24 protein-coding genes, 1 other RNA gene, 1 pseudogene and 1 other annotated feature are annotated in these 25,270 nt (G+C 44.6%); of the genes and pseudogenes, 19 read left to right on the top strand and 7 right to left on the bottom strand.

What is annotated here, in order from left to right; all coding sequences use genetic code 11:
• Positions 1-2 precede the first annotated feature (2 nt).
• From glmM to ACSYSK_RS06370, 9 genes are all read left to right on the top strand, one after another.
• A complete protein-coding gene (gene glmM, locus ACSYSK_RS06410; protein WP_491714317.1) occupies positions 3-1,352 on the top strand; it encodes a phosphoglucosamine mutase in 1,350 nt (449 codons plus the stop codon).
• A gap of 194 nt (positions 1,353-1,546) precedes the next feature.
• The gene (locus ACSYSK_RS06405; RefSeq protein ID WP_491714316.1) at positions 1,547-1,855 is read left to right on the top strand and encodes a hypothetical protein; all 309 of its coding nucleotides are present in this window, start codon (positions 1,547-1,549) and stop codon (positions 1,853-1,855) included.
• 103 nt (positions 1,856-1,958) lie between these two features.
• Complete coding sequence (locus tag ACSYSK_RS06400) at positions 1,959-2,627, top strand: ribonuclease H family protein (protein WP_491714315.1); 669 nt, start codon at positions 1,959-1,961, stop codon at positions 2,625-2,627.
• 3 nt (positions 2,628-2,630) lie between these two features.
• Positions 2,631-3,299, top strand: a complete 669-nt coding sequence (locus tag ACSYSK_RS06395; RefSeq protein WP_491714314.1) for an NAD(P)H-dependent oxidoreductase — start codon at positions 2,631-2,633, stop codon at positions 3,297-3,299.
• A gap of 3 nt (positions 3,300-3,302) precedes the next feature.
• The gene (locus ACSYSK_RS06390; protein ID WP_491714313.1) at positions 3,303-3,482 is read left to right on the top strand and encodes a hypothetical protein; all 180 of its coding nucleotides are present in this window, start codon (positions 3,303-3,305) and stop codon (positions 3,480-3,482) included.
• A 56-nt stretch (positions 3,483-3,538) separates the two neighbouring features.
• Positions 3,539-3,906: a transfer-messenger RNA gene (gene ssrA / locus ACSYSK_RS06385) on the top strand.
• A gap of 248 nt (positions 3,907-4,154) precedes the next feature.
• On the top strand, positions 4,155-5,429 hold the full coding sequence (locus ACSYSK_RS06380; protein ID WP_491714312.1) for an ISL3 family transposase: 1,275 nt from the start codon (positions 4,155-4,157) through the stop codon (positions 5,427-5,429).
• Between the two features lie 360 nt (positions 5,430-5,789).
• A complete protein-coding gene (locus tag ACSYSK_RS06375; protein WP_491714311.1) occupies positions 5,790-6,089 on the top strand; it encodes a hypothetical protein in 300 nt (99 codons plus the stop codon).
• A gap of 72 nt (positions 6,090-6,161) precedes the next feature.
• A complete protein-coding gene (locus tag ACSYSK_RS06370) occupies positions 6,162-6,980 on the top strand; it encodes a hypothetical protein (protein ID WP_491714310.1) in 819 nt (272 codons plus the stop codon).
• A gap of 112 nt (positions 6,981-7,092) precedes the next feature.
• On the opposite strand, the gene ACSYSK_RS06365 is transcribed toward ACSYSK_RS06370, so the two are convergent.
• From ACSYSK_RS06365 to ACSYSK_RS06355, 3 genes are all read right to left on the bottom strand, one after another.
• Positions 7,093-7,905: an amino acid ABC transporter substrate-binding protein gene (locus tag ACSYSK_RS06365; RefSeq protein WP_491715876.1), complete on the bottom strand. Its 813-nt coding sequence runs from the start codon at positions 7,903-7,905 to the stop codon at positions 7,093-7,095.
• A 35-nt stretch (positions 7,906-7,940) separates the two neighbouring features.
• Positions 7,941-8,588 (bottom strand): amino acid ABC transporter ATP-binding protein, encoded by a 648-nt coding sequence (locus ACSYSK_RS06360; protein WP_491714309.1) that lies wholly within the window; start codon positions 8,586-8,588, stop codon positions 7,941-7,943.
• A 225-nt stretch (positions 8,589-8,813) separates the two neighbouring features.
• The gene (locus ACSYSK_RS06355; RefSeq protein WP_491714308.1) at positions 8,814-9,455 is read right to left on the bottom strand and encodes an amino acid ABC transporter permease; all 642 of its coding nucleotides are present in this window, start codon (positions 9,453-9,455) and stop codon (positions 8,814-8,816) included.
• A 197-nt stretch (positions 9,456-9,652) separates the two neighbouring features.
• Positions 9,653-9,875: a binding site (T-box leader), on the bottom strand.
• Positions 9,876-10,084: 209 nt separating this feature from the next.
• On the opposite strand from ACSYSK_RS06355, the gene ACSYSK_RS06350 reads away from it, so the two are divergent.
• The gene (locus ACSYSK_RS06350) at positions 10,085-10,567 is read left to right on the top strand and encodes a hypothetical protein (protein ID WP_491714307.1); all 483 of its coding nucleotides are present in this window, start codon (positions 10,085-10,087) and stop codon (positions 10,565-10,567) included.
• Between the two features lie 268 nt (positions 10,568-10,835).
• Here the strand turns inward: ACSYSK_RS06350 and ACSYSK_RS06345 are convergent, their stop codons facing one another.
• Positions 10,836-12,191 carry a DHA2 family efflux MFS transporter permease subunit gene (locus tag ACSYSK_RS06345; protein ID WP_491715875.1) on the bottom strand — a complete coding sequence of 452 codons (1,356 nt, stop codon included), beginning with the start codon at positions 12,189-12,191 and terminating at the stop codon, positions 10,836-10,838.
• A 623-nt stretch (positions 12,192-12,814) separates the two neighbouring features.
• Here ACSYSK_RS06345 and ACSYSK_RS06340 point away from each other — a divergent pair.
• From ACSYSK_RS06340 to ACSYSK_RS06320, 5 genes are all read left to right on the top strand, one after another.
• On the top strand, positions 12,815-14,260 hold the full coding sequence (locus ACSYSK_RS06340; protein ID WP_491714306.1) for an APC family permease: 1,446 nt from the start codon (positions 12,815-12,817) through the stop codon (positions 14,258-14,260).
• Positions 14,261-14,266: 6 nt separating this feature from the next.
• On the top strand, positions 14,267-15,601 hold the full coding sequence (locus tag ACSYSK_RS06335) for an aspartate aminotransferase family protein (RefSeq protein ID WP_491714305.1): 1,335 nt from the start codon (positions 14,267-14,269) through the stop codon (positions 15,599-15,601).
• Positions 15,602-15,921: 320 nt separating this feature from the next.
• Positions 15,922-16,986, top strand: coding sequence for a helix-turn-helix domain-containing protein (locus ACSYSK_RS06330; protein WP_491714304.1), 1,065 nt, complete (start codon positions 15,922-15,924; stop codon positions 16,984-16,986).
• Positions 16,987-17,014: 28 nt separating this feature from the next.
• Positions 17,015-17,680 carry a class A sortase gene (locus ACSYSK_RS06325; RefSeq protein ID WP_491714303.1) on the top strand — a complete coding sequence of 222 codons (666 nt, stop codon included), beginning with the start codon at positions 17,015-17,017 and terminating at the stop codon, positions 17,678-17,680.
• An 89-nt stretch (positions 17,681-17,769) separates the two neighbouring features.
• On the top strand, positions 17,770-18,705 hold the full coding sequence (locus ACSYSK_RS06320; RefSeq protein WP_491714302.1) for a nucleoside hydrolase: 936 nt from the start codon (positions 17,770-17,772) through the stop codon (positions 18,703-18,705).
• 155 nt (positions 18,706-18,860) lie between these two features.
• Here the strand turns inward: ACSYSK_RS06320 and ACSYSK_RS06315 are convergent, their stop codons facing one another.
• Positions 18,861-19,889, bottom strand: a complete 1,029-nt coding sequence (locus tag ACSYSK_RS06315) for a zinc-binding alcohol dehydrogenase family protein (RefSeq protein WP_491714301.1) — start codon at positions 19,887-19,889, stop codon at positions 18,861-18,863.
• Positions 19,890-20,022: 133 nt separating this feature from the next.
• Between ACSYSK_RS06315 and ACSYSK_RS06310 the strand changes: the two are divergent.
• The 4 genes and pseudogenes from ACSYSK_RS06310 to ACSYSK_RS06295 all read left to right on the top strand — a co-directional run bounded on the left by ACSYSK_RS06310 (position 20,023) and on the right by ACSYSK_RS06295 (position 22,661).
• Positions 20,023-20,376, top strand: a pseudogene (locus tag ACSYSK_RS06310) (winged helix-turn-helix transcriptional regulator).
• A gap of 2 nt (positions 20,377-20,378) precedes the next feature.
• Positions 20,379-20,723 carry a hypothetical protein gene (locus ACSYSK_RS06305; RefSeq protein ID WP_491714300.1) on the top strand — a complete coding sequence of 115 codons (345 nt, stop codon included), beginning with the start codon at positions 20,379-20,381 and terminating at the stop codon, positions 20,721-20,723.
• 73 nt (positions 20,724-20,796) lie between these two features.
• Entirely contained in the window at positions 20,797-22,161 is a 1,365-nt protein-coding gene (locus ACSYSK_RS06300; protein WP_491714299.1) for an aspartate kinase, read from the top strand.
• Positions 22,161-22,661, top strand: coding sequence for a phosphatidylglycerophosphatase A family protein (locus ACSYSK_RS06295; RefSeq protein WP_491714298.1), 501 nt, complete (start codon positions 22,161-22,163; stop codon positions 22,659-22,661). The genes ACSYSK_RS06300 and ACSYSK_RS06295 overlap by 1 nt, the downstream gene beginning before the upstream one ends.
• A gap of 463 nt (positions 22,662-23,124) precedes the next feature.
• Here the strand turns inward: ACSYSK_RS06295 and ACSYSK_RS06290 are convergent, their stop codons facing one another.
• Positions 23,125-24,060 (bottom strand): L-lactate dehydrogenase, encoded by a 936-nt coding sequence (locus ACSYSK_RS06290; protein ID WP_491714297.1) that lies wholly within the window; start codon positions 24,058-24,060, stop codon positions 23,125-23,127.
• Positions 24,061-24,091: 31 nt separating this feature from the next.
• Positions 24,092-25,114, bottom strand: coding sequence for a branched-chain amino acid aminotransferase (locus ACSYSK_RS06285; RefSeq protein WP_491714296.1), 1,023 nt, complete (start codon positions 25,112-25,114; stop codon positions 24,092-24,094).
• Between the last annotated feature and the right edge of the window lie 156 nt (positions 25,115-25,270).

Below are 25,270 nucleotides of genomic sequence, written 5' to 3'. Positions count from 1 at the left end.
AAATGAAATATTTTGGTACAGATGGTGTTAGAGGAATTGCCAATGAATCGCTCAGCCCGGAGTTAGCTTTTAAGTTAGGACGCTGCGGCGGTTACGTGTTAACGCAACACGCTAAGGGACAAACTCCTCGGGTTTTAGTCGCACGCGATACCCGTATTTCGGGACAAATGCTAGAGGAAGCGCTGATCGCTGGCTTGTTATCGGTCGGTATCGAAGTTTTCTCCTTGGGTGTGATCACGACGCCCGGTGTTGCTTATTTAGTAAGGTTACAAGATGCTGATGCCGGGGTAATGATCTCTGCTTCGCATAATCCGGTAGCGGACAACGGGATCAAATTCTTTGGCAGTGATGGTTATAAGTTGTCTGACCAAAAAGAAGAAGAAATCGAAGAATTGTTGGAACAAGACCACGATGACCTCCCGCGGCCCTCTGCTGAGGGATTAGGAACTGTTAGTGAATATCATGAAGGGGCCTTGAAGTACATTCAGTTTTTGGAACAGACGATCCCAGATGACCTTTCCGGGATGCACGTTGCAATCGACGGCGCTAACGGGGCTACCAGCGGTTATGTTTCTAATTTGTTTGCTGATTTGGGAGCCGATTTTGAAACCATTGCTACCAATCCAGACGGTTTAAATATTAACGACGGTGTTGGTTCCACTCATCCAGAAGCGTTAAGTAAATTTGTGGTAGAACAAAAGGCTGCGGTGGGCGTTGCGTTTGATGGTGACGGCGACCGGTGTATCGCGGTCGATGAAACCGGCGCCGTGATCGATGGCGATAAGATTATGTACATTTGCGGCAAGTACCTCAGTCAACACGGTCGTTTGAAAAAAGACACGATCGTGACTACGGTGATGAGCAACCTCGGTTTGTATAAGGCGATGGCTAAAAACGACTTGGTTTCCGTTAAAACTCAAGTGGGCGACCGTTACGTGGTAGAAGAAATGCTGAAAAATGGTTATAATTTGGGCGGCGAACAGTCGGGGCACGTGGTCTTTTTGGACTTTAATACCACGGGTGACGGCATGTTGACGGCGTTACAGTTGCTAAACGTAATGAAGCAAACGGGAAAGAAATTATCTGAACTGGCAGCTGAGGTACAAACTTATCCCCAAGAGTTAGTTAACGTGCGGGTCAAGGATAAAAAAAGTGCCTTACAAAATCCGCAGATCAAACAAGCAATTGCTAACGTAGAAGCCAAAATGGGTGGCGAAGGACGGGTATTAGTTCGTCCTAGCGGAACCGAAAATTTATTACGCGTGATGGCGGAAGCGGCGACACAGGAATCTGTGCATGACTATGTCATGGAGATCGTTGCGGTAGTACAAAAAGAAGTCGGGGTCGATTAAAACAAAAGAATCACGAAAAAAATTTGACTGCGCTTTCATAAAAGTATATAGTAAGAGACGTAAGGTATTAGTTGTTTACCTTCTAATCAATTCTCTTTCTCTCTTATGCCACCACCGATAATGAAATACTATCGGTGGTTTTTTGTGGCACCGGTAAGCGCGGTCAGGAAGACAAATAAAAAGGAAGTCAAGCAATGAAAAGTCACGAGACGTTGACGTTGATCGAAGAAATCACTAGAAACGACGGTAGCAGTTATTTTGAAATAGCTAATATGGTGCAAAACGGACGCGCTGAGTTGGCATTAACACGGGGGATGATCAAAAACGTACGCATCTTACAGCTCAATATTCCGCGTTCTACCAACGTGATCAAGTACGAAAAATACATTAACGAGAACTTCACGATGCCTACCGAGAACATGGATCATTTTGAGGAATGGCAAAAAACGCCTGAGATGCAAGAAGTCGTGGATAAAATCTTGCGGGAAAATCATATCGGCTAATACTTGACGGTTAAAGCGTTTCGCTAAAATGAAGCGAGACGTTTTTCTTTGCCGTTAAAAGTAAATAGCTTATAATAAAACGCATCGTTAAAGGAGTAAAGTAGTGAGCAGTAAAAAATTTTACGCGGTCGCAGTCGGGAAAAAGCCGGGGATCTATTCTACTTGGGAGCAATGTCAACAACAAGTCAAGGGATATCCCGGTGCGGTTTTTAAGAGTTTTACGACCCGGGCTGCGGCCCAAGAATGGCTAGCACCACAGCCACAAGCATTAACGCTCAAGCACGATCCTAACGTCATTAGGATCTGGACGGACGGTGGCTCGCGCAACCACGGCAACCAAAAAGGGCAGCACGTCAAAGCCGATGACCTGGCTGCGTGGGCTTTTCTGGCGGTCAAAGCCGGGAAAAAATATACCGCAACGGGCACGGAGTACGGCAGTACTAATAATCGCATGGAGATCATGGCGTTATTAAAAGCCCTGAAATTTTGCGGGCGGCAGGGTTGGTGTGACCAAGAGATCATAGCGACCCTAGATTCGCGCTACGTTTTAAATAGTATTACCAAAGGGTGGTTGCGGTCCTGGGAAAAACGGGGGTGGAAAACGGCGAGTCAACAGCCGGTCGCTAATCAGGAATTGTGGCAGGAAATGTCACGGCTACTGGGCTATTTTTCGCGGCTACGTTTTAACTGGACTAAAGGACATGATAAGGACCAGGGAAATTTAGTGGTCGATCGCTTGTTAAACGAAGCAATGGATCAAATACAGGAGTAGACAATGAAAGAAACGTTGATTATTGTAGCCCATCCCACTGAAAATCAGTCTGGCGTGCAACAATTTTTAAAGCAGACTGGCACGGGGATGGCACACGTTAAGCGCCACGTCTTAACCTTAACTGATGAGCACTTTTTACCGGCAACTGAATTACGGAATTTGCAACACTATCAGCGGATCATTTTGCAATTTCCTCTTTATTGGTACAGTGCGCCACCAGTTTTATACCAGTGGCTAGACGATTGTGTGGTGGAGCCGTACCAATCCCAGTTTGCTGGCAAGGAGCTAGGATTGGTAGTTTCGATGGGCGCCGCGCAAAAAGAATTTACTACGGGGGGTAAGCAGCATTTTGCTGTGACCGAATTACTGCGCCCCTTTACGGCGTTAGCGTTAGCGCTAAAAATGAAAACTATGCCTCCTTTGGTGATTTATCAGTTTGGTTATTTGACGGAAGCACAAAAGCAAGAGCTACTGATCAAGTACCGGCAGTACCTGGAATTACCGCGTGACTATTCTTTTCAAGACGAACAGCAGTGGTTTTTGATGCAGTTAGAGCAACTAGAGGCTGCTCATTTTCCGGGAGTGAAGCTACTAGCGACCACTTTGGCACAACGTAAAGAAGAATTAGCACAGTTGCAAGCGGAGGTCAGGCTGTTAGAAAAGGAAGTGTAGTTGATGCAAGAAGAAACCGAGTGGTTGATTCAAGAGTGTGTCAAACAGCAACAAAATGCACCAAAATACGAACAACGGGCTTTTTTTGCCGCGTTAGCGCAGTTGGCAATCAAACAAGAACAGCGGCACCAGCAATTAGCGGGACAGTTGGATGGCTTTTTGTGGAGCCCAGACAATTGGTAGCTTAGTGCAATTTAATTTACATTTAGCATGATTTCGGTTAAAATTAAAATGTTAATGGGGATGTTTTGGATTCGACAGGTATAGGTCGAGTCTCAGCTGCGTTTGGTAGGTTGCGACTACCTAAAAACGCTCAGTTAAATTATAACTGCAAAAAATAATAACAATTCTTACGCTTTAGCTGCCTAGTCAGTTTTAGTGTAGATTCGCCCGGAATTGCTCATGTTTCGTTAGCGAGTCTTATAATTAATGAGCTACGTTATTGCTTTCCGTCTGTAAGTAATAAAAGAGATCATCAGACTGGTCTGTAGTGTCCGCCTAGCTATTTGGCGTTGCTAGAGATGAGATTAAAATAGAATAGCTATGAACGTAGACGCTGGGATGGCGATATGCTTGGACGCGGGTTCGATCCCCGCCATCTCCATAGTAGGTCCTTATGGGACAAGGGTTACAGCTGTTTTTGGCCCCCATTTGGCCCCAAGATTAAATCTCACTGAGTTATCTCAGTGGGATTTTTGTTTCCATAAAAATTGGTTCTATACTAACAAGTGTTGATGACGAAAAATCAATGCTTGTTTTTTTGTATACCAATTTAAATTTAGGTATAAGAAAAAGCATTGCGCTTTTCCGTGTTACAATTAAGTCGACCAAAACCAATTGAAAGGAATGAAGGCAATGCTTTCCACAAATTATCTTATCAAACTTTGGCTCGGAATTACAGTTAAAAACATCAATTTTGATGAAAAATATCCCCTCAGTCAGGAAATTATCAAAAAGAAACCAGCTCTTGTATTTCACGCTAATCTGACTTATTCACTTAACCGCTGTTTAAACTGCGGTTTCACAGGAAAAGTGGTCAAACATGGATTAAAATCTACCTTAGTTCAGCTGTGTGCTGATTCTCACCACCCACTTTATTTAGCACTTAAAAAGCAACGCTTTTTGTGTCGCCACTGTCAAACTACAATGATGGCACAAACTTCGTTAGTGGCGTCACACTGTCAAATTTCTAGAACGGTCCATCAAATGATCACCCTAGAGGCAACCAAAAACGTGGCTTTACGTGAAATTGCCCAGCGTTTTAGGATCAGTGCCAGTACCGTCCAAAGATTTATCAACCAAGATAATCAGCAGTTACTAGTCGCTAAACCAACAACTCTACCAGCTCACCTGTTATTCGATGAAATCAAAGTCATGGGTCACGGCTATAGTTTTATTGTAATGGACGCCGATACTCATGAATTATTGGATATTTTACCCGGGCGCACGACCCGCGAGATTAAAGCTTATTTTCAGGAATTTTCCCTGACAGAGCGCCATAAAGTAAAGACAGTAGTCGTCGATTTAAACGCGGCTTATCTTAAATTTATTCCTGAACTTTTTCCGCAAGCAGCAGTGATCGTTGATCGTTTTCATATTGTACAGATGTTAAACCGTGCGCTGAATTCAATGCGCACTCGCGTAATGAAAAAGTATCCCAAAAGTTCGTTTGAATATAAGCTGTTGAAGCGTTATTGGCGTTTATTTTTAAAAAATTTTAACGACCTTGAGGCCGTTAAACTGCGTTATCATCCAGGAATCAAGTGCACTGATACTGACGTTCGTTTGGTCTATCAAGGGTTAGAGCTAGATTCCGGGTTCAAGGCAGCTTATGAAGTCTACCAAAAAATTTTAACGGCGCTCAAAGAACACGATAGTGCAACAATAATTACCACATTGAGTAATTACCATAAGCTAGATAATGAATTTGACCAGCCAATAAAATCGCTCAAGAAGAATCTGGTGGCAGTGGTAAATAGTTGTCGGTATCGCTATAATAACGGCCCCTTAGAGGGCATGAACCGTAAGATCAAAGGGATTAAACGGACGAGTTTTGGTTTTAGAAACTGGTTTAATTTCAAGTTACGGGTCATTTTAGAATGTACCAGTAAGCTTTCAATACTGAATTAATTCAAAAAATTTGATCAAGTAGGAGGCTTATTTAGTGTACGTTAAAAGCGGGAAAACACGCCTAAATTACTAAAAATTAAAAGTGAAATTAATTAAAAACAAAAAACGACTTAAAAACAACAAACCACCTAGACCAATTTTGATCTAAGTGGTTGGAAAATTCTCCATCAACACTAGTTGACAAAGAACCTAAAAATTGTGGTTTTAATGACATTTTATGTGGATAATTGATTATTATTCAAAGAAAGTTGTGAAAAAGATTCACGTATTAGATTTAATTATATTATAATAGAATTAAAGGGTGTTTAGGGCAGGCAGTGCTGCTAAGCCTAATACCATTAGGTGAAAGGAATGTTATCAATGACAAACGGTAAAACTAAGAATTATTTTAAATTAACTATTATTTTGCAACTCAACAGCCAGGCCGCTAGCTTGGATTACTACTGTGATCACAGGCAAATTGACCAGTACATAATGAATCATCATTCTGAAATGGAGACTTTTGCACCCGAAACGATTATCACGATCCGCATCGCTCCGTTAGGGACCACTAATCCTCGTCCTGGTCAGCAGCCGCCGAGTTTAAAAGCTTGCTACCAAGAGTTACTGTTTTACTGCCAGCGAGCCGATCATTTGCAACAAAAGCGACTAGAAGAATAATAGAGTAGCGGCGTTTAGTGAATGAGGACTGATAGCATTGCTGGATTTTGAGCTTACAAAGAGATGATTTAAGTGAAAAGAAAAGTTGGTCTACTACTGCTTAGTTTGCTGCTGTCATTGGCAACATTTGTAGCGGTCAACGCAGCGCTTTTGCCGTCTAGTTTAGCGGGTGATCTGTACCAACAAAGCAATTTTTTCAACGCACGGCAGCGCCGCCAATTAGCTCAACTAAACGCACAATTGGCTAGACAAAAGCAACCACAAAAATTACAGGTGATCGTGGTAGACCGACTGCCAAGTAACGGTGCCATTAATGATGGCGACTTAGCAGATAGCCATAAGAGAAATAGTTTTGGTGAACAGTCCCTTGCACAAGAAGCGCTGGATAAAATGTACCATCATTCGGCAAGTTACCGGCGAGTGAGCCGAGAAGACATGGGGGATACCGCTGCGGACTATAGTAAATACTGGTGGACCCGTAACGTTTTAATTTATGTGCGTCAGACGGGACAGGTCAGTTTTAATCCTAGTTATTACATGAATCCGTATTATACTGATCGAACGTGGTTTTTGACCTTATGGGGAATGAAACATGGGTTGCGTAGGGGAAATCCCGCTACGGTATTGCGCTTAGCCAAAAAATTGACCAAAAGAACGGTAAAGTATAGTAAAACGGGCAAGAAGGTGCCGCATAAAAGTGATTGGGGTGGATTTTTAACACCAATCGTCGCGGTTTTATTCGTCATTTTTATGCTATGGTTTATCTACTTTATTTTTCACGAAAAAGGTACGGGTGGCCCGCCACACGACGGTGGTGGATATTATGACGGCTATTTTGACGGGATGCTGGCTGAAGAATACTACAACGAAGAAACTGACGATCAGTCGTAGTTTATCCAAACGAATAGGCTTAGGGCAAAATTGTGCTTGTCCTAAGCCTATTCGTGTACTTGCAATGATAGCGTGCTCCAAGTTGCTAACCGCTTTTTGTCCTAACTCAATTTTATTTAGCTGGTAGCAGCGGGGTTTCTGCTTGGTTGCCAAACCACTTGTGGTTGATTTTAGCCAACGTACCGTTTTTAGCGAGTTGTTTTAAGCCCGCGTCGACTTTTCGTTTCAAAGTGACATCACTTTTACGCATCCCGGCACCGAAGTCTTCTTTAGGAAACGAGCCGCGTTGAATGTAGTAATTTTCCGGGTGTTTTTGGTGTGCGATGTAATAATCGGCGTAGGTATTATCGATCAAAAGTCCCTGAATACGACCCGCGTTAAGATCGATAAAGGCATTGGTAAACGATTCGTAAAGGATTGGATAATGATCTTTGATGCGGTCTTTAAGCAGTTTAGGCCGACTCATGATATCGTTATACCCGGACGATCCCGTTTGTACTCCTAACGCTTTACCTTGCATATCTGCGTAAGAACGAATATTGTTTTTTCTTAACGAAACTAAAACCTGTCTGCTATTGAGGTAGGTGGTACTAAAGCCGACCTTGGCCGTTCGTTCGGGAGTTTTGGTAAAACCGTTCCAGATCAAGTCGATAGTCCCGTTTTTTAATTCGGTCGTGTTCATCGCCCAGTCAATGGTTTGGAAACTGACTTTCATGCCGTAAAGTTTAAAAACGGCTTTAGCTAAATCGACGTCATAACCCACAAGCTGGCCGTTTTTTTGGCGAAATCCCATCGGAACGAAAGTATCGTCGACGCCGATAGTGACGTAACCGCGTTTTTGCAGCCGGTCCCAGTTGTCCGTGGTATTGGCGCGCTTGCCGGCTGAGATCCCACAGCCGCTGAGCACGAAGGTCAAAGAAAACATCGTTAGTAATAAGAGTACGATTTTCTTTTTCACACCTATTCGCCTCCTGCATCTAAAGCGGTGACGGTAAAGACTTGATCTGCGGTTTGTTTGGCAAAATCCATGTCATGGGTAACGATGATTTGGGTCATCTTTTCTTCCTTTAGTTTTAAAATGATTTCGCCCACCTTAACTCGTAATGCTGGGTCAAGCGCAGAGGTCGGTTCGTCGTAACATAAGATCTGCGGCCCCATCGCTAGTGCCCGCACGATAGCGACACGTTGCTGTTGGCCTCCCGATAACTGGAAGGGGTAGAGTTGTTCTTTACCGGCTAGATCTAAGCGCTCCAGCAGCTCCTGTGCCCGTTTGGCGGCTTCTTGTTTACTTTGTTTGAGAACTAATTTGGGTGCTAAGGTAATATTGTCTAAGACTGTTAAATTAGGAAAGAGCTGGTAGTCCTGAAAGACAACGCCGATGATCTGGCTGCTATCGTTAGGGTCTGCGGGATCAAACTGGCGTCCGTCCCATAAAAATTCACCTTCATCTGGCTTTTCTAATCCGCTCAAACAGCGAAGAAGAGTGGTCTTGCCGGCGCCAGATGGTCCTACGATGGCGAGAATTTGGTTGTCATTAATCGTTAAGTTGAGTTGTTTTAAGATCGTTTTTTTGCCAAATGCTTTGGTAATATTTTTAAGTTCTAACATGTGGATTCCTCCTCGTTTCCGGTCGGCTGTACTTTGCTGCCAGTCGATCTTTCTTGATATAAGAGTCCGTGCTCGACTCCTAAAAATCTCACTACGCTTTTTTCTTAGTCGAGCTTCGTGAGACAGGAGTCTGTGCTTAGCTACGCCAACTACAGCTTGCCATGCCCCGGCAACTTGTAGCTGTCTAGGCTAGTGCTCGACTCCTAAACGTCTCACTACGCTTTCTTATCTCCATTTACTATAGTGTTTTTCTATTCTCCTTAGTAAATACGATGCTACACCCGTCATCATTAAGTATATTACTCCTACCAAGAATAGTGGGATCAAGGTTACGTCTCTAGCCGTCGCTACGTTTCCTGCCCGCAACAGGTCTCCTAATCCGAGCACGTATACCAGCGACGTGTCTTTGACCAAGTTGATCACTTCGTTACCGATTGACGGGATCACGATTTTAACTACCTGAGGAACAACGATGTGAAGCAGCGTCTGTAGCCTAGTTAACCGTAACACGCGGGCACTTTCGTATTGGCCCACTGGGATTGCTTGAAAGCCGCCCCGAAAAATTTCGGCAAAATAAGCGGTGTAATTTAAAATAAAGGCAAAGACCGCCGCGTCGTAACGCTGGAAAATGATGCCAATGATCGGCAAGCCGTAAAAGACAAATATCAATTGTAACAACAGCGGGGTGCCCCGCATGATCCAGATATAAAATTTTAATAATGCTTGTAACGGTTTAAAACGGGAGATCAGTCCTAAACTGACGATGACCCCCAGCGGAATGGAAGCAACTAACGTCCAAAAAAACAATTTAAGTGAAACTAGCGCTCCTGCTAATAACGATGGTGCAATTGCTAAAATATAATTCATGTTGTTTTCCTCCTTCGAATTGAACTAGCTGTGTGACAAGACTAAAAAATCCCCTTAGACTAATAGCCTAAGAGGACGACTGACCGTGGTTCCACCTCAATTTATCACCTGTTCACACAAATGACCTCGTGCAGTTTAACCTAGCTGTTTGGGGACAAGTAGTTTCCGGCAACAAAAAGCCCTCCTAGACTAATGTCTAAGAGGGCGACTGAGCGCGGTTCCACCTCATCTTTATCGTTTATTCACATAAACGACCTTACACAGTTAAGTTAAACTGCTGCGCTAACGGGGCAACCGGGATTTCTTACGTGATCATTTTCAGAAAAACAGTTCGCAGGTGTGTTTCGTGTTAGGTGTGCACTCTCAGCTGACTGCACTCTCTGTTAAAAATAACACTACTCTCCTGTTCAAAACTTTTAATAATATATCGAATTGAATTTAATTATAGCCACGTGAGCTGATAAGTCAAGGATAAATTTGCAGATAACGAGAAATTTTCTTTGTAGTCTGGAATTTACTATGATAAAACGGATAGGAAGAGTAAAATGAAAAACAGTATTCGTTTTACTGGTGCCACCGGGGTTAATTAAGTATAGACTAAGGCAATTACAGCTGAGGAGGTAAAAACGATGATCAGTTTAACTCTAGGTCCTAAACAATTATTACAACAAAAAAAGGCGCATTATCCGCAACGTCAGTTACACTTATACCAAGCACTAGGTGACGACCAGAGCTTTTTATTGTTGGATTTTTCGGGGCAAAAATCGGTTTTTAATGCGGGCTTAAACTACGAAGAAAAAATGGTGCTCGGCACCCCCGATTGGAATAATTACTGTGAACTGCGCTACTTTACCGTCGACGAAAAACAACAGGAGATCTTACTAGCCTTGCTGGCTGACTGGCAACAAAAAGAGGGACTTCCGCATGGCTTACAGTCGAGCATTTTGCTGACAGACCCCAAGAAAAACTTTCAGTACCTGCTGCTTAATCTATGGTACAGCAAACGCGATTTTTTGACGTGGAAACAAGCAGACGATAATCAGTTCAACCAGTTTAAGTATAATAATAACGCGGGCCCGTACGTTGCGGGCTACGAGCCGGTGGATAACTAATTATTTGGGTGGAGTTTCCTTAAAATTAGAGCGAAATAGCTTATGACAATACCGGCACGAGTTCCAGCCGTAACTGATCTTCATGGGGCGGCCGCACTGGGGGCAATAACCCGGGACCGGGCGTGGCAGTTTGGTATTTTTTTGGTCCATTAGCTCACTTCCTTTATTTTTATTGTAGTGACCTTGAGTTTAAATGTAAATCAAGGCAAACGAAAAGAGCATACCTGGGGTTGCGCTGTCCTGGTATGCTCTTTTCATTTAATAATGATTATTTAGCTTTTTTTTCGTCTTTAAAAGTTAAAGCAATTACCAAACCGATAATGGCTAAAACTAAAGTAAAGACTAAGCCATAGTGAATGCCGTGGGTAAAGGCGGCGGCATGGTTACTACCAGTATAGGTCCTTTGTCCTAGGGCTAAAAAGCTGGTAGCAAGGGCGGTGGCGATCGCACCTAAAACTTGTTGCAAGGTGTTTAAGATCGTACTACCATCGGCTGATTCCAAACCGACCAGTGAATTCAAAGCGTGGGTCTGGGAAGGAGACATCGCTAACGGGCAGCCGACCATTAACACCATATGAGCGATGATCACAAAAGCGATCGCAGAATGCGGTTTGGCCAGCAACAATAATACGATCCCGATGACGGCACATAAAAAGCCTAAAGCTGCCGGTTTTTTAGCGCCGACAATGTCGTACAACCGACCTGCAATAGCCGAAACGATGGCGTTAACTACTCCACCTGGTAACATGATGATCCCTGTCAAAGCGACAGAAACTAACATGCCTTTTTGCAAAAATTGGGGCAATAAATACATTGCAGATAAGATGATCCCAAAATCGATCATGACGCAGGCGGTTCCTTTACTAAACGCACCCTTAGCGAAGACTTTGAGGTTTAAGATCGGTTCTTCTAAGTGCAACTGCCGGTAAATGTAAAGTAATAAAACGACTACTCCTAGGGCTAATAACCCTAAAACTAACGGTGAACCCCAGCCACGGTTGGAGGCAAAACTAGCACCTGAAACCAAGCAGGAAAAAGCGACTGCGGATTCTAATAATGAAAGGACGTCGACGTGCGGCTTAGTTACTTGGCCGACGTTTTCTAATCCTAGGATTCCTAAAATCAAAGCAATTACTAGAAACGGAACGAATAACCAAAAGATCCATTCCCAGGTTAATTTACCTAACACGATCCCGGTGATAGTCGGGCCGATCGCAGGCGCTAGCATGATCACTAACGCGCACACGCCCATCGCGGTCCCCATTTTATACGGGGGAAAGACGGTCATCGCGACGGTAAACATTAACGGTAAGATCAGACCGGTGGCGATGCCTTGGATCAAGCGGCCGACCAGTAAAATAGCAAAACTCGGTGCCAACGCAGAGATCACTGCGCCGACGATAAAATCGATCAGACCAAAGAAGATGATCTGCCGGGTAGTAAACCACTTAGTCAATAAACTAGAAAAAGGTAAAATAATGCCGATCACTAACATATATCCGGTCACTAACCACTGCACGGTCCCTGCTTGCAGGTGAAATGCGTGCATAAATTGGGGTAAGGCAATATTTAACGAGGTTTCTGAAAGCATGCCGACGAATGCGCCGATCATCATGCTGGCCATCGCTAACCAAGGGCGTTTGACTTCCACTTGGGGTTTTTGTGCTGCTGTTTTTTCTTCCACTCAAAACATCCTTTCTTTTTTGCGCAATGTGGTTATCCTACCAAAAAAAACTGAGTGATGTAAGAATTTTTTACTGGTAAAAAGCACGACAGTTTTAATAAAAGCGCTTAAATTAAAATAAAATAATAAAATAGATTAATGTTTTTAGGACAGTCAAACTTTAAGTGCGGTGGCAGGCGAGTGTTGTCACTGGTGAAATTTACTAACTTGAGAGTTCAAACTTGACTTTTAGTATAATTCGCGGTAAATTAATATCTAATTAAATTAGAATGAAAATGTGTTGCAGAGGAAAAAAGGTGTCGACTAACCGTTAGAGAGGTTCCACTTGCTGAAAGGAACTGGTAGTGGCATCCCATAGTAGCCTTGAAGCAGTGAGAGCGAAAGTGTTACGAGTAGTTCTTATTGGTTGTCTGCCATTATCAGACGGGTTTGACCAACAAACTAAGGTCAAATGATTTTGACAAAAAATAGGTGGTACCGTGGAGACGCCCTATGATTAATTTCATAGGGCGCTTTTTTAATCAGTGAGACAGTCGTTTTAATTAATAATTGGAGGGAAGCATATGGGAGTATGGCAAAGTATCACACGCAAAGAGGATCCAGAAGTTTATAAGAGTAAGGACCAACATCTGGTGCAGGTATTAACAACTAAAGATTTTTTGGCATTAGGTGTCGGGACGATCGTTTCGACGGCGATCTTTACTTTACCCGGAGTAGTTGCAGCACAGTATGCCGGGCCGGCCGTTGCGTTATCATTTTTAGCCGCTGCGGTGGTGGCCGCTTTAGTGGCGTTTGCTTACGCCGAGATGGCTTCGGCAATGCCGTTTGCGGGGTCTGCGTATTCGTGGATCAACGTGGTGTTTGGCGAAGGCTTTGGCTGGGTCGCGGGTTGGGCGTTGCTAGCCGAGTACTTTATTGCTTTAGCCTTTGTAGGTTCGGGGCTCTCCGCTAATTTTCGTGGTTTGATCTCACCGTTAGGCTGGCATTTACCCAATCAACTGGCCAACACGTTAGGAACTAACGGTGGTTGGTTCGATTTGATCGCAGTCGTTGCGATCGTCATTGTTGCGTTGTTATTATCTCGTGGGGCTTCTGAGACCGCACGAGTGGAAGATACGATCGTGGTGTTAAAAGTTTTAGCAGTTTTAGTCTTTATTTTCGTCGGTGCCACAGCAATTCATACCAAAAATTACGTTCCTTTTATTCCTAAACACCGCATTAACCCAGACGGGACCTCGTTTGGGGGCTGGCAAGGGATCTATGCCGGAGTATCATCGATCTTCTTAGCTTACATTGGCTTTGATTCGATCGCGTCTAACGCGGCAGAAGCTAAAAATCCGTCTAAAACGATGCCACGGGGGATCTTAGGCTCACTGATCATCGCCGTCGTCTTATTCGTTGCCGTTTCGTTAGTGTTAGTCGGAATGTTTAAGTACACTAATTACGCGGGTAATGCTGAACCTGTAGGTTGGGCTTTGCGTAAAATCGGCCACCCAATCATCGCGACGGTCGTACAAACGGTCGCTGTGGTCGGAATGTTTACCGCGTTGATTGGAATGACGATGGCTGGCTCACGGTTACTGTATTCGTTTGGTCGTGACGGCTTATTGCCGAAATGGTTGGGCCAGTTGAATAAAAATAACCTGCCTAATCATGCCTTGTTGTTTTTAACGATCATTGCCGTTTTGATTGGTGCCGTTTTACCGTTTGCAACGTTATCGCAGCTGGTATCTGCCGGGACTTTGATCGCCTTTATGTTTGTTTCGCTAGGAATTTACAGATTGCGGCCGCGCGAAGGTAAGGATCTGCCGGAACCAGGGTTTAAAATGCCGTGGTACCCAGTAATGCCGGCCTTAGCTTTTCTGGGGGCTTTGTTGGTCTTTTTAGGTTTGGATAAGCAAGCTAAGATCTATTCGTTAGTTTGGTTTGTGGTCGGCATCGTAATCTACTTATGTTACGGGATCAAACATTCATACTTGACCAAAAAGGGTGAACAAAAAAAGGAGTAGTGTTTTATGGGTGAAAATCAAAATTTATTGGCGCAAGAAAGCAAAGCACTGTCGCCGCAACGAATCCGTTATTTTGACATTGCCATCGAATCCGGGAAGGGTGCGTTATTAAAAGACGCCGACGGCAAAGAATACATTGACTTGTTGGCTAGCGCTTCTTCGACTAACACGGGGCACGCTCATCCGCACATAGTGGAAGCCATCAGCAAACAGGCTAGCAAGTTGATCCAATACACGCCGGCGTATTTTGCCAACGTCCCGGCCGCTAAATTGGCTACGCGGCTGTGTGCTTTAGCACCGATCAGTGGCCCGGTTAAATTAAGCTGGGGCAATTCCGGCTCGGATGCTAACGACGCGATCATTAAGTTTGCCCGGGGATATACCGGCAGGCAATACGTCGTTAGTTACACGGGTGCATATCACGGTTCGACTTACGGTTCGATGAGCGTGTCTAGTTGTAGCTTAAACATGGCACGTAAAATGGGGCCGATGTTACCGGGAATAGTAAAGGTGCCGTATCCCGATGCGTGGAGTCGTTTGCCCGGTGAAAGTGAAGACGAGTACGTAGACCGGATGTTTGCCGCCTTCAAATTGCCGTTTGAAACTTACCTACCGGCCGAAGAAACCGCCGTGATCTTGATCGAACCGATCCAAGGAGATGGTGGGATCACTAAAGCGCCGCAAAAATACATGGAAAAAGTCGTTGCTTTTGCGCACGAACACGGTATTTTATTTGCCGTCGATGAAATCAATCAGGGAATGGGACGGACCGGAAAATGGTGGTCGATCCAAAACTTCGGCTTAGAACCGGACTTGATGAGTGTCGGTAAGTCACTTGCTTCGGGACTGCCGTTAAGTGCCGTGATCGGACGCGCCGAGATCATGGATAGTTTGGGTTCACCCGCTAACGTTTATACGACGGCCGGTAATCCGGTGACGACGGCTGCAGGCTTAGCCACCTTAGACGTGATCGAAGACGAACATCTGCTGGAACGTTCGCAAAAATTAGGCAAAATGGCGGCAGAATTCTTTGCTAAACAACAGGCTAAGTATGATTTTATTGGCGACTTTCGGATGTACGGCCTAGACGGCGGGATCGATATTGTTGACCCCGTTACGAAAAAGCCGGACCAAATTGCGACAACTAAGATTATTTACCGGCTATTTGAACTGGGAGTTTTGATCATCAGCCTGAAGGAAAATATCTTGCGTTTCCAGCCACCGTTGGTGATCACCGAAGAACAATTACAGCGCGCATTTACGTTGATGGAACAGACCTTTAGTGAGCTTCAAGCTGACAAATTGTCCGTGCCGCAAAATGCAGCACAGATGGGTTGGTAGTAAGCTAACTTCTAAACAACTAATAGGGGGACTGGGACAAAACTAGGTTTTGTCCCAGCCTCTTTTTGTTTTCCGTAAGTAATAGACTGATCGTGCTCCTAAAAGCAGCAGTTTGCGCCTAGCTACGTTTCAAAATAAAACCCAAGTGCGAGTTTTACTTTAAAACTAGGCTAGTGCTCTACTGCTAACCGCTTTTTGTCCCAACTCCTCTTTTTGGTGTGAATAAATAGCAACTGTGCTGTAAGTAAATTTACTATACAAAAATAAGTGAAGGGAGTATATTTATTAATTGGCATAATTAAACGCACAAGGGAGAAATTATGAATAACTTACGGCTTTTGGCTCAGTCGCTGAAGATGAATTTAACTTATTATTGTGCGGGCAAACAACAAGTGCTTGGCCGCGTTTTTACGGATGACCAACAGATAGAATGGGAAAAAGTGTTAGCGCAATGTGAAGTTCCTTCTTATAATCTGATTCACCGTACGCAGGGGTATAGTCTAGCGGTAGTGGTTGCACCAGAAAAATGGTTACTAGCCGAGGTACAATTTGCGACGCATGAGTTTGAGTATGATTTAAATTTTACGCAGTTTGTCAGTCATGTTCAGTCCGTGGCTAAGTTAATCTACCAGTTAGTTACTAAAAAAAAGGCGCCCGCCTTACCGGTGAGGTCTTTTTTTTACGATCCTAACCAAGAACAACTACAAAAAGTCGATACCATTGATTACTTTAAAACGTTGTTTGAAAAGTTTCACCATTTGCTACAGTCGTTTAAAGTTCATAATATAACGGTCATTAAAAAGCAATTTAAACCGCTAGTAGCAGCTGACCCGCAGGATTTACGCGCCATCAAAGACGTGATGTTAGTCGTAGCGGCGATGTTGACCCAGGTAATTAGCGCAGCAGGTTTTCCAGCCAAAGAAGCTGTGTTAATATGGGCTCAAGTTACACGAAAAATCGAACTAAAACAAGATTCGTTACCCTTACAACAGTCGTTAGATTGGCTAGCTTATTATTATTTGACGGAAATGAGCTGGTATTTAAAATATAGCTCCCTGTCATTGGAAGAAAAATGTCGTTTGTATATCGATAGGCATATCTGTGCCAAAATTACACTACAACAGTTGTCAGAGCATTTTGAATGTTCGGAACGTTATTTAGGCAAAAGATTCAAACAGCATTATAATATCACTATCAAGCAGTACATTTTACGCGAAAAAATTGCCGCGGCGCAACAATTACTGCAAAAAACTAACTATAGCTTAAAGGAAATCACGGTATACTTAAACTTTACTAGTGCTAGTCACCTAGCGCAGACTTTTAGAAAAGTGGTCGGGCAAACGCCGAGTGCTTACAAGCGGCAGTATAATGTAGTCAAGAAATAACACGTGCTAATAATTGGGGGAAAAGGGCGTGGCTAAATTCAAAAAAAGATTGCTGACCGTCAGTGCGGTAGTCTTGTTATTTTGTGGGCTGTTATTATTATTTCAGCACCCGCTACAAGACCTGTTGATCTCGCGGATCTCACACCAGGGGCTGCAAACGACGATCGTCACTAAAAAAAATAAGAAGGCAAATTACGACTACCGTAAAGTTCAAGACGTCGACACCAAAACGCTTTCGGCAACACTACTGCAGAGTTCTGCCGGACCGGTCAGTGGTAAAATTGCCGTGCCGGCCCTAGGATTAGCGTTACCGATTTATCAAGGAGTCTCTAACGCAAGTTTAGCGCGGGGAGCGGGGACGCTGAAACCCAACCAACAGATGGGCAAGAAAAACTATGCATTGGCGGGTCATTATATGACTAATCCTAAATTACTGTTTGCCCCGCTGCAACGCGCTAAAAAAGGACAAAAGGTGTATTTAACGGATGGTAAAAAGGTCTATCAGTACCGCATCAACCAACTCAAAGTGATCGAGCCGACTGACGTACAAGTCGTTAACGATATCGCGCATAAGAAAGTGGTGACTTTGATCACCTGTTCGTTTACCCCGCAGGGCAAAAAACGGTTATTAGTGCGGGGAAAATTTGTCAAAAAAATACCGGTAACGATTAAGTCGGCCCGTTATTTTGAATAAAATTACAATCTAGTAATCAAACCGTTCTTCAGTTAAAATTAATGCAGCTGCTATTTTAGACAGTTAATAATTTAGTTGGAGGGATTTAAGTGCGCAACTTTTACTTTAATCACGATGGCAACGTCGATGATTTAGTTTCACTACTATTGTTATTACAGATGCCAGACGTGAATTTATTAGGTGTTGGGGTCACGAATGGGGACGGGTACGTAGGACCAGCTACGTCTGCTTCCCGTAAGATCGTCGCTCGTTTTGGTCATGCGAACCGAGCACCCCAAGATATCGCAAAATCAGATTCGCGGGCAGCACACCAATTTCCCGATGCATGGCGTTTAAGTGCCTTTTCTTTTGATGACTTTCCGTTACTCAACGAAACCGGAGGGCAAAAGATCCCGCTGGCCGCTAAACCCGCGCACTTAGACATGATCGATAAGATCAAGGCCGCAGACGGGCAAGTAACGTTAGTCATGACCGGTCCGCTGACTGATTTGGCACGGGCATTAAGGGTCGACCCAACGATCGCTACTAAGATCTCTAAGCTGTACTGGATGGGCGGGGCGTTAAACGAACACGGTAATGTTTTCGTTCCCGAACACGACGCGACGATGGAGTGGAATGCTTTTTGGGATGCTCAATCGGTTAAAACGGTTTGGGATTCACCGCTAGCAATCGAAATGGTGGCGTTAGACAGTACGGATCAAGTCCCCTTGACTAAAGAATTACGTTTACGGTGGGCTAAACAACGTAAGTATCCGGCAGTAGATCTAATCGGTCAAGGCTATTCACTGGTACATTCGTTTGAAGTCAATTCGGCTTATTATCTGTGGGATGTTTTGACCACGTTACTCAGTCGCTATCCAGAACTGGCTGCAACGACTCAAGTCAAGTGCGATGTGATCACACAAGGGCCGGCAGAAGGACGGACGTATCGAACCGAGCAGGGGCGAGAAGTGACCTTTGTGACCGACGTTGATGCGGACGCATTTTACGATAAGATCGATGAATTAGCTAAGAGCGCTAAATAATTAATTTAATAAGCAAGCTGGGAATCGCTTTGCTTAGTCTATGATCGGGTTATCATTTACGGGTACGCCAAGTAGGGCCTGAGGCAAAACTCATTGTTTTGTCTCAGGCCCCTTGCCTTATCCAATTGGTGCCTAATCTAGCTGCTAAGCGGTTGTTATTTTGACTCTGATTTACGGCTAACTACTACTTTACCGCACATGTGCCCTTCTTGGACTAATTGATGTGCTTGGCGTAAATTAGCGGCAGTTAACGGACTGAAAACCTGGGTGACGGTACTGCGTAATTTGCCAGTATCTAATAAGTTAGCGGCTAAATTTAAGATCTCTTGTTGGCTACGTTCCTTAAAATGGTAAAACGATTTGGCAAACATCCATTCCCAGCTAAAAGTAACGCGTTTGCGTGTCAGCTGTTGTAAGTCAAGCGGCTTTTTATTTTCGGTGATCGCCGCGATCCAGCCATCTGGTTTGATGAGACGAGCCATTTCAGTAAAATGAGCGTCTAAGTTGCTCAAGCCTAAAATATAATCGACCGTGTCGTAGCCGCAAGCGTGCAGTTGTGAAACTAAATCGCGGTGGTGGTCGACAACCAGGTCGGCCCCAAGTTTAGTACACCACTCGCGGGTTTGAGGTCTAGAAGCAGTTGCAATTACTGTTAGTCCCGCTAGTTTGGCTAACTGAATAGCGACTGAGCCCACGCCGCCGGCACCGTTAATAATCAGTAACGTTTTGCCGTGATTGAGTTCAGGCTGGTCGAAGCGTAACGGTAATTTTTCAAATAACGCTTCGTAAGCCGTTAAAGTTGTTAGGGGCATGGCCGCACTTTGAGCAGCTGTTAGAGTTTGGGGCGCGTGGCCTACGATGCGTTCGTCGACTAACTGATACTGACTATTACTGCCGGGGCGTTTGAAGGAGCCGGCATAAAAAACGCGCTCGCCGACCTGAAAATCGCTGACGGCCGCACCAATTGCACTGACAACTCCGCAGGCGTCAAAACCAATGACTTTGGGGTGAGCTAATTTTTGCCGCGTTGCTTGTCGGACGCCGATATCGACGGGATTGACGGACACTGCTGTGACTTCTACTAGCAAGTCGTGTCCCGTTGGAGTAGGGGTGGGGATGTCAAATGTGAATAAACTGTGGGGATCAGTGAGCGGTAAATTGTTAGTAAAACCAATTGCTTGCATGTTAGTAACTTCCTTTCTTGATCTTCATGTAGTATATTATTCTTATTTTTAGTAAGCAATACTGTAATTTTTGTAAGTATGATTTGTCATTAGTGCCAAAAAAATTTATGATGGTGTAAAAGGAAAAATAACAATGACTAAAATTAAAAAAATTTACGATTGCCAGCAGGGTTGTCCGGTGGAAAGTACGCTCCAGTTTATCGCCGGCAAGTGGAAAAGTGTGATCTTATATCACCTGATCAAACGTGATGCCGTGCGTTTTGGGTAATTAACGCGGGTGATCCCGGGCTGTTCGCAACGGATGTTGGCTTTACAGTTAAAAGAATTACTAAACGACGGCATTATCGCTAAAAAAACGTTCGCACAAAAGCCACCACGTTCCGAGTATTTTTTGACGGAGTTGGGACAAACGTTGGAACCCGTGATCCAAGCGCTGGCAAATTGGGGCGCCGGTTATAACCAGCGGCAAAAACAAAGGGAGGGCTAGCAGTGTACGAGAGAAACAACTTACGGCTAACTTATAAGAAGAAGTGTTTGGATTATCAGGCGGAACAAATCGGGTTAGCACCTAAAAGCGACTACCCGCGCTACGCGATTTTATTTAACAGTCAAGAAGAGGCCCAAAACTTCGCTAAGCTCAGTCAAAAAGCGCGGATCACCGTTAAAAATTTCTTTGGGACCTATAAAGTTTTGGCCCGCAAGGATTTTACTTACCGTCAGGCTGCGGTAGATCAGCTTTATAGCGGGATCTTAACGGTCAAACTAATACACCCGCACAATAAAAATAAAAAAGAAAACAATAAAGCGACTAACGGCAAATCCAAACACAAATGAGTTTTAGTTGAGAGTTGGTTAATTTTTTGTTAATCTATTCTTTACTAAGATTAATTTAATGGGGTGCTTAGTCATGAAGGTAGTTAAATTTGGTGGTAGTTCTTTAGCAGATGGTGGTCAGTGGCAAAAGGTATTAGCAATCGTTAAGGCGGACCCACAAAGAAAAATAGTCGTAGTTTCAGCACCGGGAAAACGGGTCGCAGCCGATGAAAAACTGACCGATCTGTTGATCAGCTTGGCTCAGCAGTTACTCGGCGGTAAAGACTACGGTAAAACGCTGGAAAACGTCAAACAAAGGTATTATCAGATCATCACCGAATTGGCTATCGGAATGGCGGCTAAGAAACTGATAGACCGGAATTTGAACGCGATGTTAACGGCTGACTACCAGGACAATGATCAGCTGTTAGACGCGTTTAAAGCGAGTGGTGAAGATAATAATGCCCAGTTGATCGCGTTGTATTTTACCCAACAGGGTCTTCCCGCGCGTTACGTCAGTCCTAAAGAAGCGGGGATCTATGTTAGTGGTCGTCCGGGACACGCGCGGGTATTACCGGAAACTTACGAGCACTTGCGCCAGTTGTCGCTTGGTGATGAGCGCTTGATCATTCCCGGCTTTTTTGGTGTAACTAAAACGGGGCAAAAGGTGACCTTTGCGCGGGGCGGTTCGGACATTACCGGAGCAGTAGTTGCTAACGGCGTGCACGCGCAGTTGTACGAGAATTTTACCGATGTCGACGCGATCTACGCCGCTAACCCGCAGATCATCGACCATCCCCAACAGATCACTCACCTGACTTACCGTGAAATGCGTGAGTTGTCTTACGCCGGATTTTCGGTATTACAACAAGAGGCGTTGCGCCCGGCGATCATGGCCGATATTCCGATCGTTGTTAAAAATACCAACAACCCCCAAGCACCGGGAACTCTGATCACCAGGAAAAATGATGACGCGACCGGAGTAGTGACGGGGATCGCGGGCAATCACGGTTTTGAGTCGATTTACATTGCTAAATATTTAATGAACGACGAAGTAGGTTTTAGTGCGCGGGCGTTAGAGTTCATGGCTAAGCATCATATTAACGTGGAACACATGCCGACCGGGATCGATGAGATGTCGATCGTTTTAAAAGAAAAGCAGGTGGTAAACGAACAAGAGTTGCTGGACCAGTTAAAACAGTATTTGCAAGCAGACGACGTGCACCGGCAAAAAAACCTGGCCTTACTGATGTTGGTAGGAGAAAAAATGCAGGATACGCTGGGAGTGGCGGCGCAAGCGATGCAGGCCTTAGCTAACGAGCAGATCAAAGTTGAATTGTTTAACCAGAGTTCATCGGGGATCAGTATTACGCTGGGGATCGCGCAAAAAGACGAGGTTAAGGCGACTAAAGCACTATACCAGACTTTTTTCACACCGGCGGTAAAGGAGAAGCGGTAATGAGAGCAGCAGATTTTAAGTATCCGGACAAAGAAGCATACAATTTTGTCACCAGTACGTTGGAAAAAAAGGGCGTAACTTGTCAAACGATCGCGCAAATTGCTTACGACTTGCAAAAAGAGTTTTATCCTAATGCCCAGATCGCGGAATTTGAAAAGGCGGCGATCAGCGTTTTACATAAACGTGAGGTATTAAATAATGCGATGGTGGCGTTGGAATTGGATCGCTTGGCGACGGCGGGCCAGTTAAGTGAGCCGCTGCAAAAAATCATCGCTAACGATGCAGGCGTTTTTGGCGTCGATGAATCGCTGGCGGTGAGCATCGCCAACATTTACGGCACGATCGGGGTTACCAATTTTGGTTATTTAGACCGGGTCAAACACGGGATCATCAAGGAATTTGATACCAGTAAAAACGGTCAGGTCAATACTTTTATCGATGATCTGATCGGGGCGCTAGCGGCGGCGGTTGCGGCTAAAATGGCGCACGAGTACGCGTAAATCAAGCTACAAAGTAAAACTGTTGCCTGGCGCAGCGTAATTAAGATTATAGTTGATAAAGTTTTAAAAAACGGGACCGGGACAAAAATTACTTTTGTCTCGGCCCCGTTTTGTTTTCCGTAAGCAATGACTTAATCGCGTTCGTCAAGCCAGCAGTCTAGGTCCTAAGGACATTGACAAACAAATCCAAGTACAGGATTTGCTTGTCAGTGCCACTTAGTCCACGACCGCTAACCGGCTTGACTCACAGCTTGTTTGATCGTGCTCCAAAAAGCAGCAGTTTGTGCCTAGCTACGTTTCAAAATAAAACCCAAGTTCGGGTTTTACTTTGAAACTAGGCTAGTGCTCGACTGCTAAGCGCTTTTTGTCCCAACTCCGTTTTTTGCCAGCCGGTATTTAATCTTGTTAGTAGATTTGTACTTTTAAATTTAAAAACGACTGGATGTCAACAACATTAATAACCTTAATAACCTTCGGGATTAGCTTCGTCGTATTTGCCTTTGATGTAGTTAGCGGAGTTTTGGAGTTTTTCTTTTTCGTCATCCGGTAGCTCTAAGTGAATCAACTGTTCGATGCCATCACTGCCAACGATTGCCGGATATGAGAGATAAACGCCGTATTCTTCACGGTAATGCGAAACTGGCATTTGAATCTTAGCGTCGCTTAAAATGGCGTTGATCAAACGCACGGCAGCAGCGGAGATCCCGTAGTTAGTGCAACCTTTGCCCTTAAGCGTCGTGAAGCCGCCGACCCGCACGCTTTGATCGAGTTCGTCTAGGTCTAAGCCCTTTTCAGCGGCTAACTTGGTGATCGGTTGGTCCATCACGTGGATCGTTGACCATGCTGAAAATTGTGAATTTCCGTGTTCGCCTAAGTTGTAGCCTTCGACCGAACGCGGGTCGACTTTTAACGCGAAGCCGACGGCCCGTTTCATCCGGGCTGAATCCAGTAGTGTCCCCGTGCCGATCACGTGATTTTGCGGCAAGCCGGTGATCTTTTGGTACATCATGGTAATCACATCACACGGATTACTGATGTTGATCAGGATGCCGTGGAAGCCGGATTCTTTAACTTTAGGTGCGACTTCGCGGACCATTTTTTGGTTGAACGGAAATTCGATAAAGCGGTCTGCGTTTTTAGTTTGGGTCTGCAAAGCGATATTGCCAGCGGCCGAAACGATGATCTCCGCGTCTTTGAGCGCGGAATAGTCGTTAACGGTGAAGTTAACGTGTGAGTTTAAATTAGCTAATGAGTCGGTAAAATCAAGAGCGTCTGCCGTTGATTTGGCTTCGTTACTGTCGATTAAAACTAAGTCGTCTGCCACTCCGGCAACGACGATGTGATGTGCGATTGCTGCGCCAACGTGGCCACAGCCGATAATTCCAATTTTTCTGGTCATTGATTGCTCCCCCTAATAATATTAATATTTTTTAGTCGATCGTTTGGATCCAGCCTTCAGGTCCCTTGCGGTCGCCGTACTGGATGTCGATCAGTTCGTTGTACAGTTTAGTCGTAACTGGGCCGGTCTTTTCTTCGCCGTAGATCACGTGTTTTTCGCCCTTGTAGGTCAATGAACCGACGGGTGAGATCACGGCGGCGGTCCCCATTGCGCCGGCTTCTGCCATTTCAAATGCTTCTGCTAACGGTATCTGGCGTTCGACTGGGTTTAAGCCCTGATGTTTAGCGACTTCGAGCAGTGAACGTTTGGTGATCGAGATTAAGATCGACTGGGATTTAGGAGTGACAAATTGTCCTTCCTTGGTGATCCCGAAGAAGTTAGCACCACCAAATTCGTCAACGTACTTGTGTTCGCGTGGATCTAAGTACAAGCAATCGGCAAAGCCCGCTTTTTTAGCTTCCATTTCAGGTAAAAGACTACTTGCATAGTTACCCGAAGTTTTGGCTTGACCAGTGCCGGCGTAAGCAGCCCGGTCGTATTTACTGATCACGTATGGGGTGGGGTTAAGGCCCTTGATATACGAACCAACGGGAGTAGCGAAGATCCTAAAGGTATATTCGTTAGCGGGATCGACGCCTAAAACTGGGGTGGTTCCGAACATATAAGGGCGAACGTATAAAGTACCACCGGTACCGTAAGGGGGAACGAATTCTTCGTTAGCCTTAACGACTTGCTTGACCGCGGCGACGAATTGGTCTTCCGGATAAGTCGGCATTACCATGCGTTGAGCAGATTTGTTCAGGCGTTGGGCGTTTAATTCCGGACGGAATAAGTTGATCTTGTTATCCTTGCGCCGGTAAGCTTTTAAGCCTTCAAAAATTTCTTGACCGTAGTGTAAAATTTCTGCCGCTTCGGACATTTCAAACGTAGATTCTGTAACTAGTTTGCCTTCTTGCCACTGACCGTCCTTATACTTAGCTTCGTAACGATAGGGTAAGTCATGATACTTAAATCCTAAATTATTCCAGTCAAGATCTGCTACTTTTTGCTTCATAGGTATTGCCTCCTAAAAATAATTTAAACTATGAATTACGGTTACGAAAACAAAAAACGCCCTATCAGTCGGTCCGAGACCAACTTGATAGGGCGTTTACCGCGGTACCACCTATTTTTCTTATGTGAACCATAAGCTTACGTGTTCATAGACACG

Source organism: Ligilactobacillus sp. ESL1201 (assembly GCF_058503265.1).
This window is presented reverse-complemented; position numbering and strand designations above follow the sequence as displayed.